At 63.4% G+C, this 11,914-nt stretch carries 13 protein-coding genes; 6 read left to right on the forward strand and 7 right to left on the reverse strand.

Translation table 11 applies throughout. From position 1 onward, the window contains the following. Window positions 1-21: 21 nt before the first annotated feature. Entirely contained in the window at window positions 22-570 is a 549-nt protein-coding gene (locus tag RN346_RS14725; RefSeq protein ID WP_311958752.1) for a cupin domain-containing protein, read from the forward strand. A gap of 94 nt (window positions 571-664) precedes the next feature. Here RN346_RS14725 and mtnK read toward each other — a convergent pair whose 3' ends face one another. Further along, window positions 665-1,930: an S-methyl-5-thioribose kinase gene (mtnK, locus tag RN346_RS14730; protein ID WP_311958753.1), complete on the reverse strand. Its 1,266-nt coding sequence runs from the start codon at window positions 1,928-1,930 to the stop codon at window positions 665-667. Between the two features lie 53 nt (window positions 1,931-1,983). After that, a complete protein-coding gene (locus RN346_RS14735) occupies window positions 1,984-3,240 on the reverse strand; it encodes a GGDEF domain-containing protein (protein ID WP_311961551.1) in 1,257 nt (418 codons plus the stop codon). A gap of 144 nt (window positions 3,241-3,384) precedes the next feature. Between RN346_RS14735 and RN346_RS14740 the strand changes: the two genes are divergently transcribed. Beyond that, complete coding sequence (locus RN346_RS14740) at window positions 3,385-3,669, forward strand: YrhK family protein (RefSeq protein WP_263586072.1); 285 nt, start codon at window positions 3,385-3,387, stop codon at window positions 3,667-3,669. Window positions 3,670-3,758: 89 nt separating this feature from the next. On the opposite strand, the gene RN346_RS14745 is transcribed toward RN346_RS14740, so the two are convergent. Genes RN346_RS14745 through RN346_RS14755 form a run of 3 tightly spaced genes read right to left on the reverse strand, consistent with a single transcriptional unit; the run spans window position 3,759 to window position 6,756 of the window. Beyond that, window positions 3,759-5,234 carry an ABC transporter permease gene (locus tag RN346_RS14745; protein ID WP_311961552.1) on the reverse strand — a complete coding sequence of 492 codons (1,476 nt, stop codon included), beginning with the start codon at window positions 5,232-5,234 and terminating at the stop codon, window positions 3,759-3,761. Beyond that, a complete protein-coding gene (locus tag RN346_RS14750) occupies window positions 5,234-5,887 on the reverse strand; it encodes an ATP-binding cassette domain-containing protein (RefSeq protein ID WP_311961553.1) in 654 nt (217 codons plus the stop codon). The genes RN346_RS14745 and RN346_RS14750 overlap by 1 nt, the downstream gene beginning before the upstream one ends. A 2-nt stretch (window positions 5,888-5,889) precedes the next feature. Beyond that, window positions 5,890-6,756: a putative selenate ABC transporter substrate-binding protein gene (locus RN346_RS14755; RefSeq protein ID WP_263586069.1), complete on the reverse strand. Its 867-nt coding sequence runs from the start codon at window positions 6,754-6,756 to the stop codon at window positions 5,890-5,892. A 287-nt stretch (window positions 6,757-7,043) separates the two neighbouring features. On the opposite strand from RN346_RS14755, the gene RN346_RS14760 reads away from it, so the two are divergent. The 4 genes from RN346_RS14760 (at window position 7,044) to RN346_RS14775 (ending at window position 11,336) form a co-directional block, all read left to right on the forward strand. Beyond that, window positions 7,044-7,523: a peptide-methionine (S)-S-oxide reductase gene (locus RN346_RS14760; RefSeq protein ID WP_311958757.1), complete on the forward strand. Its 480-nt coding sequence runs from the start codon at window positions 7,044-7,046 to the stop codon at window positions 7,521-7,523. Between the two features lie 101 nt (window positions 7,524-7,624). Next, window positions 7,625-8,602 (forward strand): ABC transporter substrate-binding protein, encoded by a 978-nt coding sequence (locus RN346_RS14765; RefSeq protein WP_311958758.1) that lies wholly within the window; start codon window positions 7,625-7,627, stop codon window positions 8,600-8,602. Further along, window positions 8,602-10,305, forward strand: coding sequence for an iron ABC transporter permease (locus RN346_RS14770; RefSeq protein WP_311961554.1), 1,704 nt, complete (start codon window positions 8,602-8,604; stop codon window positions 10,303-10,305). The genes RN346_RS14765 and RN346_RS14770 overlap by 1 nt, the downstream gene beginning before the upstream one ends. Beyond that, on the forward strand, window positions 10,293-11,336 hold the full coding sequence (locus RN346_RS14775) for an ABC transporter ATP-binding protein (protein WP_311961555.1): 1,044 nt from the start codon (window positions 10,293-10,295) through the stop codon (window positions 11,334-11,336). The genes RN346_RS14770 and RN346_RS14775 overlap by 13 nt, the downstream gene beginning before the upstream one ends. A 30-nt stretch (window positions 11,337-11,366) precedes the next feature. Here the strand turns inward: RN346_RS14775 and RN346_RS14780 are convergent, their stop codons facing one another. Further along, window positions 11,367-11,540 (reverse strand): DUF1289 domain-containing protein, encoded by a 174-nt coding sequence (locus RN346_RS14780; RefSeq protein ID WP_263586064.1) that lies wholly within the window; start codon window positions 11,538-11,540, stop codon window positions 11,367-11,369. Continuing rightward, entirely contained in the window at window positions 11,540-11,905 is a 366-nt protein-coding gene (locus RN346_RS14785) for a hypothetical protein (RefSeq protein WP_263586063.1), read from the reverse strand. The genes RN346_RS14780 and RN346_RS14785 overlap by 1 nt, the downstream gene beginning before the upstream one ends. Window positions 11,906-11,914: the final 9 nt, after the last annotated feature.

The following is an 11,914-nucleotide window of genomic DNA, read 5'->3' on the forward strand; positions in this document are numbered from 1 at the left end:
CCAATAGCAAAGGAGCGCCCCATGTCACAACTCAAGGTGTTTGCCGACCAGAACCCGCAGGCCGCGCTGGTGGATATCCAGGACGGCGCGCAGATCAAGGCAGAACTCAACCGCGTCGGCGTGCTGTTCGAGCGCTGGGAAACGCCCGGCGAGATTGCCGACGACGCCACCCAGGAAGAGATTCTGGCGCTGTATGAAGCGGACATCGAACGCCTGAAGGCCGAAGGCGGCTACCAGACGGTGGACGTACTCCATATGGTGGCCACGCACCCGGACAAGGACGCCATGCGTCAGAAGTTTCTCAACGAGCACCGCCACCATGAGGATGAGGTACGCTTTTTCGTCAAGGGTCAGGGGCTTTTCTGCCTGCACCTCGACGACAAGGTGTATCAGGTGCTCTGCACCCAGGGCGACCTGATCAGCGTACCCGCCAACACCCCGCACTGGTTCGATATGGGCCCGGAACCCTCCTTCACGGCGCTGCGTTTCTTCGACAACGTCGAAGGCTGGGTGCCCCACTGGACCGACAGTGATATTGCCGGACGTTTCGATCGTCTCGACCAGCTTTAAAACGCTCTCTCGGCCGCCGCCGTGCCTCCAGCACGCATGGCCGCCAGAAACGACAACGCGGGCCATGGCCCGCGTTGTCATTAGTGTTCTTTTCTTAGCGATTGTAAGCGCGAGCCAGCGCCAGTAGCGCGTGGGGTTTGCGGTAGGCGCTCGCATTGACCACCAGCTCCTCGCCCATTTTCAGATTGCGCGCTTCCAGCTTAGCGCGAAGCGCGGTATCGCCGATCTCCTCGAAGTCGGCGTTGTGGGCAAGCGAGAGCACTCGGCGGTGCATCTCGATGCCACAAAACGCCAGGGCGTCGTCGCGAAGCTCCAACAGCAGCGTTTCGCAGGCGGTTTCGCTCTCCTGGTTCTGGTCCTCGAACAGCGCGCGGGGGTAGAGAATGCCGCTGCGCTCGGTGTGCCAGAGGTGGCGAAACTCGTCGTCGAAACGGTTCAAACACTCGCCGATCACCTCGAGAATCCACGCCTGATACGCCTCGAGCGCGTCCGCCGTTCGGTGGGCGGGCTGACTGAAGTAGGCCATCAGAAAGTTCGCCACCGCCATGCCGAGATCGAAGGCCATCGGCCCGTACTGGGAGAACTCCGGGTCGATCACGCGCACGCTCGACTCGGTCGCCATGATCGAGCCGGAATGCAGGTCGCCGTGAATCATGGTTTCGGCGTTGGCGGTGAATTTCAACAGCATCCGCTGGGCCTTCGCCTTGAGCAGGGCGTTAGTGCGAAGCGCGGCCACGGCCTCGGCAAGCTCCGGGGTGTGGTGGTTCATCTCGGCCTCGAAATAGGGGTCGGTGAACACCAGCGACTCGGTAATGGCGGGAATCGCCACGTTGCCGGAAAAAAGCCCGACGTCGGCTTTCTTCTCCGGGCTCGAAAGCGAAAGCTCCGAGCCGCGAAAGGCGGTACGCGCGCAGAACTCACCCAGCACTTTACCCAGCCCCTCGACCCGCTCGCCCTTGATCAGCTTGCGGCGCAGGATGACGTGCGGCTGCAGGTACTCCATCACGATCAGCGCCTGGGCCTTGTCGAAATGGTACACCTCGGGGGCGACGCCGGGGGCGCGTTTGGCCTGGCGTACCAGGGCGTAATACTCGAAGTGCGCCCGATAGAGCGGCAGCGGCCAGCTCTCGCCCACCATGCGCACATAGGGCAGCGCCTGCTTGACCACCACGCTGCCCGTCTCGCCGGTGACGATGAACACCAGGTTCAAGTTGCCGTCGCCCACCTCACGCACGTCCCACTGAGCGGGGTCGCCGCCCACACGTCGCGCAACGTCGTCGACGCCCCCCAGCCGTGCGCCCAGCGTCGCCACATCGAGCGCTTCATAACCGTCGGATTTACCGCTTTGATCGCCCTGCACAACCGTCTCCTTCGAAAATAGTCGGCCTATTTGTGCCTGGCGCGATAGCAAAGTCAACTCGATGAACGCGGCGCTCGAGGCGCATCCATCTCCCCGCTCGCGCTTTTCTGCCATGGGGCGTCTTGAGCCAGGAAGGTGCGGTTGCGCCCGCCAAGCTTTGCCTGGTAGAGCGCGACGTCGGCCCGCGCCAGCAGATCATTGGGCGCCGCGGCTTCACGTTGGCTCGAGACCGCCACACCGATGCTGACCGTCACGATCGCTGACTCAGCGACGCCGGGATTGGCGATATGTAGCGCTTCGATACGCCGACGCACACGCTCGGCGGTTTGATACGCCTGGTGTGAGGAGATATTCGCCAGCAGCAGCGCGAACTCTTCGCCGCCGATACGTGCGACCTGGTCGATCTCGCGGCTTTCGGCCTGCAGGGCGGCGGCGATCCGGCGCAGGCACTCATCGCCTTCGGGGTGGCCATAATGGTCGTTGTAGGCCTTGAAGTGATCCACGTCGATAATCAAGAGACTCAGCGGCGCCTGGGAGACGCTCGCCTCTTGCCACCGGGCCTCAAGCGCAGCTTCGAACTGGCGCCGATTGCCAATATTGGTCAAGGGATCGGTGAGCGAAAGCTTCGAGAGTTTTTCGTTATCCTGACGGTAGTGGCCGGAGCGAATCCTTTCGCGCAGCAGCAGTAAATAGGCGCGCCGTTCGTTGCGCTCCAGCCGATAGCAGGTCACCAGCGTGAAAAGCGCCGTGGAAAAGATTCCCAAACACGCCAACCGTTTGGCCTCTATCGGCATGGGCTCGTACCCGACGAGGGTGACCAGCATGACGGCGATACACACCGCCGTGGTCACGCAGGCAAACGTGAATCGCAGAGGAAAAAATGTATTGCCGGCCACCAGAATCAGGCCGAAGCAGTACACGTCGTAGTACGAAAAGGGGGCCTGGGAGGCGCGCAGCACGATACAGGAGGCGACCATGGCGCCCACGACGATATTAGCGACGAGCGTTTCGCGCCAAAATGGTGTTACCCCTCGATAGAGCAGCCAAAAGGCGGGCATCCCGATCAGCAGTACGGCGCCCACCCGCACCAGCAAAATGAAATCGAAAATGTCGGAGCGAAACGTGTAGTCGTTGGCCAGAAACAAAAAGTAGATGGGGGTCGCGATCAGCGTCGACACCAACATGCTGCGCCGCCGCCGACTCTGGGTATCGGCTTCGAACTGCGCCTCAAGCGGGGAAGGGAAGTTCAGACGAAACTCGCTTTGCGAAAGTTCAGCATCGACGGCTTTCGCTAACGCCCTGTCATCCATACGCTCTCCCATGCCCGTAACGCTTTACCTTTTTTTACATTTTACGGCACGTTTTGAACAATGACACGCCGCGCAGCACCTGTACCAGCACGATGTGACACATGCTCTATCATTAACGTTCGTTTTTAATTCAAGGAGATTTTCATGCAGCGCCAACAGCATTCCCAAAGCGGCGACTGGCTTTTCACCATTGGCCAGCGCGAACTCGTCGTTCATCAGCGCTACGAAGTATTAAGCATCGTTAACGATATTCTGATCGGCATCTGGTTCGTGATTGGCAGCGTCTGCTTTTTCTATGAGGGCAGCATTCAGACCGTCGGCGTGTGGCTGTTTCTGATCGGCAGCGTGCAGCTTTTGATTCGCCCGCTCATTCGGCTTCACCGCTTCATCTACTTCAAGCGGCTGCCGGACACCGACCAGGACGCCTGATCAAGGCTTTGGCGGCGCGACGTTTTTAGCGCAGCCGAGCCTGCGCGCACCCGCTCATCGACTCATGAGTCGCCTTCGTTAGAGAGCGCCTAACACTGCTGGCGATTGACCCCGTGACGCAGGCGCAAATGTCCGCGCAGGCGCCTTGCCAGCACGTCGACGCCAATGTTGAGTAGCGCGGTGATCAATATCAGCACCATCGCGCGGTCAAAGCGAATCTCCTGGATCGCGCTATCCACGTAAAAACCGAGGGTAGCGATGCCGAGGATGCCGAGAATCGCCGTTTCGCGCATGATGATCTCCCAGCGGTAGAACAAAAGCGCCAGAAAGGGGCCGTAAAGGCGTGGCACCATCTCGTACGCGTAGCGGTTCACCCCCGTTGGGGCGTCCTGTCTGAGCGTCACCTCGTTGCTGCGCCGCCCGATAAGGTGCGCGATGATGCCGCCGTTGTGCAGCGCCAGCGCCACCACCGCTGGCAGCATCGACGGCCCCCAGAGCTGCAGCAAAATGAACGCCAGCATGTACTCCGGCGTCGAGCGCATCACCACCAGACCCACGTGGCCCGCCACGCCGCCGAAGCGGCCCATGAAGTGGCGCGAAATCAGCGGAAAGAGCAGCAGCGCCAGCACCCCGGTCGCCACCAGCGCGATCTGGGTGAGCAGCAGCGTATTCCAGATGCCCGGCAGCGCCTGGTCGACGAACAGCCGGGTCAACCACGCCCACAGTGCCTCGAGCCCCTCGCCTCTTCTGAGCGGCGCGGGCACGATGTCCTCGGTGAAAAACCGCGTCACGTTCGACCACATGATGGGAAGCCCCGTGCCCAGAAAGAAAGGCGCTACGAGCAGATAAAGCGGCAGGATTTTCGGGCGCACCCACCACCTGAGCGTACCGATCAACAGGTAAAACATCAGCAAAAGCGCGCCCACCGTCGGGTAGTGGCCTTGGGCGAACGCCGCCATCAGGTGATAGCCAATGGTCGGCATGCCGACGAAACCGAGCACCGCACTGGAGCGCAGCCCGCACTCCAGACGGTAGGCCGTGTAGCTCACCAGGTGCGGCCAGGCCTGGCTGATACGCGCGTAGACGAGTGTCGAGACCCGGTCGGCTCTTCGCGGCAGCGCCTCACCGGGCAGCGGGTCGGTTTCATCGAGGATTTCCGCGTACACCTTGGCGAAGATGCCCGCGTAGGGAATGGCGATGGCCAGCACCCCGGTCACCGGATGCAGGCCGAAGCTTTGAAGAAAGATTAGCGCCCAGAAGAGTTCGTGGATGGCGCGAATGAAGGCGCTGAAGGTGCGCACCCACCAACGGTGGAAGACAAGCGCCAGAAGCATCCCGGCAAGCGAGCCCACCCCAACGCCGACGAAGGCAAACGCCACGGTGCGCAACAGCGCCCCGCCAAGCGAGTCGACGCTCGAAAAATCCGGCTGGAGCAAGCCTAAAAAAAGCTGGCCCAGCGAATGCCAGGGGGCGTGGGCGCTGATCTCGAAATCGCCAAGCGCCAGGCACACCAGCGCCAGCAGAACGAACCCGAGCGTGACGCGGGTCGTGGCAGAGAGCGGCATCAGTAGAGATCCTGAAGAGAGGCGGCGGTGAGCGTCTTGCTCGGCGCATTCAGCGCGATGGCCCCCTCCTTGAGCCCGACGATTCGGGTACAGAACGCAAGCGCCAGCTCCAGATCGTGCATCGCCAGCACCGTGCGCGGATAGCCCTGGGTCAGCTTGCCCATGATCGCACTTGCCTGGGGGCCATCGAGCGCCGAGACCGGCTCGTCGGCCAACAGCAACTCGCCCTGCTGATAGAGCACGCGAGCCGCCGCCACGCGCTGGCGCTGGCCGCCGGAGAGCTCACCGCAGGGCGTCCAGCGCTTCTCGCCAATGCCAACGTCATCGAGCAGCGCGACGATCTCGTCGATGTCGCGCTTCCAGGGTTTGGCAAGGGTCGCCAGGTTGCGCCACCAGGGGTGGCGGTCGAGCCTGCCCATGTAGACGTTGTGAAACACCGACAGCGTATCAACGAGCCCCAGCGCCTGGGGCATCAGCGCCACCGGCTGTGTCTGCCAGCGGTCATACATCAAGGAGAGCAGCGTCGACTTGCCCGCCCCGCTCTTGCCGATGAGCGCCACGTGCTCGCCCTTGTCGATCGTAAAAGACAGCGGCTCGAGCACTCGGGTGGCGCCGTAGTAAGCCTCGGCGTTTTGTAAAACGAAATCGCTCACCCTTACAGCAGGTCCAGCGAGACCGCCACGTCATGAATCGGTTGGAAATCCTCGTTCGAGGCGGGGATGAAGCCCGAGCGCGGGAAGCTCGCCAAAAGCTCCGGGTCGTCCATATCCAGAAGCGCCTGCTGCAACCGCTCGGTGAACCCCTCGCCGAAGCGCTCGTCGACGTCGCCGCGCACGGTCCAATGGTAGTCCGGATAGGTCGGTGATTCCCAAACGACCTGCACCTGCTCCGGGTCGACGTTGCCCTGCTCGACCTCGTTCTCCCAGGCGGTATAGCTCAGAACGCCCGCCTGATACGCCCCGGACTGCACCAGCGACACCGTGCGGCTGTGGTTGCCGCTGTAGCCCACGCGCGAAAAGAGCTCGCCCGGCGAGGCGCCCAGATCGCGAGTCAGAAAGTACTCCGGCATCAGCCGCCCGGACGTCGAGCTTTGCGAGCCGAAGGTGAAGGTCAGCCCCTCGAGCGCTTTTGGTGCGGTATCGGACTCGACCGGCTCGATGCCGGTGGATGCGTTGGCGATGAAGTAGCTCTTGTACTCCGGGTCCTCGACGCCCTGGGCGATCGCTTGGGAGCCGGGCACCAGCTCGCGCGCCTGCACGCCGGTAAAGCCGCCGAACCAGGCCAGCTGTACCTGATTGTTGCGAAACGCGGTGACCGAGGCGGCATAAGAGGTCACGGGAATGAAGCGCACGTCGACATCGAGCTCGTCAGAAAGGTAGTCTGCCACCGACTGAAAGCGCTGCTGCAGGCGCGTCTCGTCCTCGTCGGGAATGGCGGTGAAAACCAGCGTATCGGCGGCGGCCAAGGGTGAGGCCAGCGCAAACAGAACGGCCGCACGGGCCAGTAGCGGTGGGCGAGACATGGGAGCGTCCTTTCATGAATGAAGAAACCGGCGCCGAGCACGCCGAAGCAAACCTAACCCAAGAATAACAGCATCGCCTGCGCTGTCAGTCAAACGGTGCTTGAAAACATCATCCTTTACCGCCAGAGGATTGTCGACTTTCATCAGGAGACCGACGCCTTGTGTGCACACGCTGGTGCGTTTGATAGGCGCCATGAAAGCATCTATAAAAGCGACCGATCACATCAACGCCGCCCCTATTTATCGCATTGAAAGTACCGGCGTTTTTTTTAAAAAGAGTAAAACGAATGACCATACACGAGATCTTTTTTGCCGGCGGCTGCCTATGGGGCGTGCAGGAGTTCATGCGCCACCTCCCCGGGGTCGTGCGTACCGAAGCCGGTCGGGCCAACGGCACCACCTCGACCACGTCATCGAACTACGACGGCTACGCGGAGTGCGTGCGCGTCGAGTTCGATACGCGCGAGGTGGGCGTGGCGGCCCTGATGGGATACTTCTTTGAAATCATCGACCCCTACAGCGTGAACCGCCAGGGGGAGGATGTCGGTGAAAAATACCGCACGGGGGTCTACAGCCGACGAGCGGCGCATCTTGAGGCGGCCCGGGCCTATATTCGCGGGCGTGACGATAGCGACAGGATCGCGGTCGAGGTGGCGCCGCTTTCCAACTACGTCAAAAGCGATCCGGAACATCAGGACCGCTTGACCCTTTTTCCTGAGGACTACTGCCACATCCCGCTCGATCTGCTGCGCAAGTATCGCGTCTAGCGCGCTTTTCAGTGAATGGTTGCCATCCAGGCAGCGCTGTCACAGAAGTGTCAACTATCGCTCGTAGGCTAGTGGGCGCTCACCTTCCTGGAGACGTCCCCATGCTCAAACGCCCGCTTTGCCTTGCCGTTGCGCTTTCGACCCTTACGCTTTCTACCATCAGCGCCGCCGAAACCCTGACGCTTTATACCAGCCAGCCGCAAAGCGACGCTCAGCAGACCGTCGATGCCTTCATGGCAGCGCACCCGGAGATCGAGGTGGAGTGGGTGCGCGACGGCACCACGCGCTTGATGACGCGGCTTCGCTCGGAGCTCGCCGCCGGCGTGAGCAACCCGGACGTGCTGCTGATTGCGGACAGCATGACCATGGAGTCGCTCAAGAATGATGGCCACCTGCAGCCCTACCAGAGCCCGGAGCGCGAAGCGTTCGATTCAAGCCTCTTCGACCCGGAAGGCTACTACTACGGCACCAAGCTGATCACCACCGGCATCGTCTACAACACCGGCGCCGACCACCAGCCGTCGAGCTGGCAGGACCTGCTCGACCCCGACTACGAGGGTCTGGTCGCCATGCCGAGCCCGCTCTACTCGGGGGCGGCGCTGATTCACATGGCAGCGCTCACCGACAACCCGGAGTTGGGTGACGCCTACTATGAAGGGCTTCGCGACAATCGCGTCGAGGCGCAAAGCGGCAACGGCGGCGTCTTCAACGCGGTGGCGGCGGGCACCAAGGCCTACGGCATCGTGGTGGACTTTCTGCCGATTCGCGAAGCGGCCAAGGGCTCGCCGGTCGCGTTCGTGTTTCCCGACGAGGGCGTAAGCGCAGTGACCGAGCCGGTGGCGATCATGGCGGATGCCGATAACGTCGACGCCGCCCAGCAGTTCGTCGACTTCGTGCTCTCTCAGGAAGGCCAAGAGTTGGTCAGCGGCCAGGGCTACCTGCCCGCCCGCGACGGCACCGCCCCGCCGGACGGCTTTCCGGCGCGGGATACCATCGAGCTGATGCCGGTGGATACCGCCCAGGCCCTCGAGCAGGAAGAGGCGCTGAAGGCGCGCTTTAGCGAGCTGTTCGGCGGCTGATGGTGGCCTTCGAGATCGGTGCCGGCGGCCAGCAACGGCGACTTCTGACGGCGCTGACGCTCGTCATCGTCATCTTGAGCCTGGCCCCCAGCGCGCGGCTGCTATTCGAGGCGCTGGGAGATCTCAATCTCGGCAGCGACGCACCGCTTGTGCGCGTGCTACAAAGTGGCGCCACCTGGCGGGCGCTCGGGTACAGCGTCTACACCTCGGGGCTGGGGATGCTGATCGCGCTCGTGCTTGGCAGCCTCTTTGCCTTCGTCATCACCCTGACCGACATTCGCGGAAAAGCGGTGCTGGTGTTCTGCTTCATGCTGCCGATGATGATTCCGCCCCAGGTGACGGCCCTTGCCTGGCTGCAGCTTTTCGGCCCGGCGAGCCCCCTTCTGAAGAGCTTAGGGGTAGCGCCGGCGCTCGGCAGCCCCCAGCCGCTCTACTCCGCCGAAGGCATCGCGCTACTGCTCGGCATTCAGGCAGCGCCGCTGGTGTTTCTGGCGCTGCGCACCTCGCTTCTGTCGCTGCCGCGGGAATTGATCGAAGCCGCGCGCATCAGTGGCGCCCGCCAGTCCCAGGTATGGGGCCATATCGTGCTGCCGGTCACACGCGGCGCTCTGGTGGCGGGGGCGTCCATGGCGTTCATCTCGAGTCTGGGTAATTTCGGCATTCCGGCCATGCTCGGCATCCCCGCCGGGGTTTACGTGCTGCCGACGCTGATCTACCAGCGCATGGCGAGCTTCGGCACCGGGGTGCTGCCGGAAATGGCGTCGCTGTCGCTGTTGATCGGCGTGATTGCGCTTCTCGGCGTGGCGCTTCAGCAGCATTTCATGGGCAAAAGCCGCTTTGGGCTGACCGGCCACAGCGGCCGCGCCCACGACTTTTCGCTGGGGCGTTTCAAGCTGCCCATCACGGCGCTGATGGTCATCGTGCTGCTGGTGATTCTAATCGCCCCACTGCTGGCGCTCATGATCAGCTCGCTGGTGCCCGCCATGGGCGTGCCGCTGAACGCCACTACCGCCACGCTCGCGGCGTTTGAAGAGGTGCTGAGCCGCCAGGGCGCGACCTGGCGTGCGGTGAGCAATAGCCTGTGGCTCGCCGGCGGCGCCGCGCTTTTGCTGATGGCTGCGAGCCTGCCTCTGGCCTACCGCCTTTACCGGCTGTCGCCCAGGCTACAGCACCTGGCGCTCGGCGCGGTGGAGCTGCCCTACGCGCTGCCCGGGGTGGTGCTCGCCATCGCCTGCATTCTGCTGTTCGTGCGGCCGCTTCCGCTCATCGACGTGGCGCTTTACGGCACGCTGACGCTGATCTTCATCGCCTACCTGGCGCGCTTTTTAGTGGTGTGTTTGAAGCCGGTGGCGGCGAGTCTTGCCCAGCTCGACCCGTCGCTCGAGGAGGCCGCCCAACTCGCCGGCGCCGGGCCCTGGCGCCGCATGGCGACGATCGTGCTGCCGCTGGTGGCGCCGGCGCTGTTCGCCGGCGGGCTTCTGGTGTTTTTGCTCGCGGTGAACGAGCTCACGGTGTCGGCGCTTTTGTGGAGCGCCGGCAACGAAACCCTGGGCGTGCTGATTTTCAATCTGGAGGAAGGCGGCGAAAGCGTGCTGGCCTCGGCGGTATCGATACTGGTGGTCGCGATGGTCGCCGTGCTGATGCTCGCCTTGAGCCTGTTGGCGCCTCGTCTACCCAAGGGAGTCGTTCCATGGCAGCGCTGAGTATCGACGGTGTGAGCAAGTTCTTTGGCGAGCACGCCGCCGTCGAAGACCTGTCGCTCACCGTGGAGCCCGGTGAGTTCGTGGCGCTCCTTGGCCCCAGCGGTTGCGGCAAGACCACGATGCTACGCATGCTGGCGGGCTTCGAGCCGGTCTCCCGCGGCGAGATCCGCCTGAATGAGTCGCTGCTGGCAAGCGCTTCGCACCATGTCGAGCCGGAGCAGCGCCACATGGCGATGGTGTTTCAGTCCTACGCGCTATGGCCGCACATGAGCGTGGCGGACAACGTCGGCTACCCGCTCAAGCTCAAGAAGGTGCGCGGCCAGGCCTACCACGAACGCGTTCAGCGAGCGCTGGCGCTGGTAGAGCTCGAAGGCTACGCCAGCCGCACGCCCCAGCAACTTTCCGGCGGCCAGCGCCAGCGCGTCGCGCTTGCCCGATGTCTTGTCACCGACCCGGCGGTGGTGCTGCTCGACGAGCCGCTGGCAAACCTGGACCGCCACCTGCGCGCCGCCATGGAGCAGAGCTTTCACGCGTTTCACCGCCGCACCCAGGCCACCATGGTCTACGTGACCCACGACCAGAGCGAGGCGATGGCGCTGGCGGATCGCATCGCGGTGATGCGCGACGGCCGCCTCGTTCAGTGGGCCACGCCCGAAACGCTCTACCGCGAGCCTAGAAGCCAGTGGGTAGCGGGCTTCATCGGCCAGGGCAGCGAGCTTCACATCGCCGCCGGTGCCCCGGGCCAGCGCCTTGAAGAGGCCGCGCTGATGCAGGGCCTGGCCGCCCCTGCCCAAGCCCGCACCCAGCCGGTGCTGGTGCGCCCGGAGCACGTTCGCATCAAGCCGGATGCCCCGGTTGATCAGGATCTGATCGCCTGCGTCGAGCACCAGACGTTTCGCGGCGAGCGCTTCGAGCTGCACCTGCGCCTTTTGGATGGCACCGCGCTCATGGCCTACCACCCGCACGCGCTGGCGCTTGGCCAGCCGGTGGCGCTGTCGCTGACCGAGGGCTGGTGCCTGGAAAGGGATTAGCCGGCGCAGAAGCTGGCCGACAGAAGGCGTTCAGCGCGCGAGCTTCTTGCGTCGCTGCTCGGCGCGTTTGAGCGTTGACATCTTTTCCGGGCGCTTCATGGAAGACCAGCGGCTGATCTCGTCCATGTTGCGCCCGCAGCCGGTGCAAAGCCCGCTCTTGAGCTGGCAAACCCCGATACAGGGACTTTCGATCTTCTGAGCCATCAGTGCTTGACCCCTTTATCGCGCAACCGGCGCCGCCAGTCGCCCCCGTGGGTACGTGCGCAGGCCTGTTCGCTATCAACCTCGATGTGCCGGGCAGGGGTTTCGATAGCCACGCCGGCCTCCTCGAGCGCCACCGTCGTCAGCGCCTCCAGCCGCTGCTGACCCTCCCCTTTCAGCGCCTGGGCCAAGTGGGCGTCGGTATCGAAGACCCAGATGACGCGCAGGCTTGCTGGAAAGTGGCCGTAATCCACCTCGTGGGTAAGCCAGACGAACCCGTCGAGCTCGAACTTGGCCTCCTCGCAGGCGCGAGTGAGTGAATCGACCAGCGCGCGCTCGACTCTTCCGCGCTCTCGTTTGGCTATCATGGAGACTCG

The organism is Halomonas sp. PAMB 3232 (genome assembly GCF_031954225.1).
In the GTDB taxonomy this organism is placed as follows: domain Bacteria; phylum Pseudomonadota; class Gammaproteobacteria; order Pseudomonadales; family Halomonadaceae; genus Vreelandella.

What these genes read in the sequence shown, in the direction of transcription:
- RN346_RS14725 (WP_311958752.1), top strand. Translation starts at nt 22, where the DNA reads ATGTCACAACTCAAGGTGTTTGCCGACCAGAACCCGCAGGCCGCGCTG.
- RN346_RS14780 (WP_263586064.1), bottom strand. Translation starts at nt 11,540, where the DNA reads ATGGCTCAGAAGATCGAAAGTCCCTGTATCGGGGTTTGCCAGCTCAAG.
- RN346_RS14765 (WP_311958758.1), top strand. Translation starts at nt 7,625, where the DNA reads ATGCTCAAACGCCCGCTTTGCCTTGCCGTTGCGCTTTCGACCCTTACG.
- RN346_RS14770 (WP_311961554.1), top strand. Translation starts at nt 8,602, where the DNA reads ATGGTGGCCTTCGAGATCGGTGCCGGCGGCCAGCAACGGCGACTTCTG.
- RN346_RS14775 (WP_311961555.1), top strand. Translation starts at nt 10,293, where the DNA reads ATGGCAGCGCTGAGTATCGACGGTGTGAGCAAGTTCTTTGGCGAGCAC.
- RN346_RS14745 (WP_311961552.1), bottom strand. Translation starts at nt 5,234, where the DNA reads ATGCCGCTCTCTGCCACGACCCGCGTCACGCTCGGGTTCGTTCTGCTG.
- RN346_RS14755 (WP_263586069.1), bottom strand. Translation starts at nt 6,756, where the DNA reads ATGTCTCGCCCACCGCTACTGGCCCGTGCGGCCGTTCTGTTTGCGCTG.
- RN346_RS14785 (WP_263586063.1), bottom strand. Translation starts at nt 11,905, where the DNA reads ATGATAGCCAAACGAGAGCGCGGAAGAGTCGAGCGCGCGCTGGTCGAT.
- RN346_RS14760 (WP_311958757.1), top strand. Translation starts at nt 7,044, where the DNA reads ATGACCATACACGAGATCTTTTTTGCCGGCGGCTGCCTATGGGGCGTG.
- RN346_RS14735 (WP_311961551.1), bottom strand. Translation starts at nt 3,240, where the DNA reads ATGGATGACAGGGCGTTAGCGAAAGCCGTCGATGCTGAACTTTCGCAA.
- RN346_RS14740 (WP_263586072.1), top strand. Translation starts at nt 3,385, where the DNA reads ATGCAGCGCCAACAGCATTCCCAAAGCGGCGACTGGCTTTTCACCATT.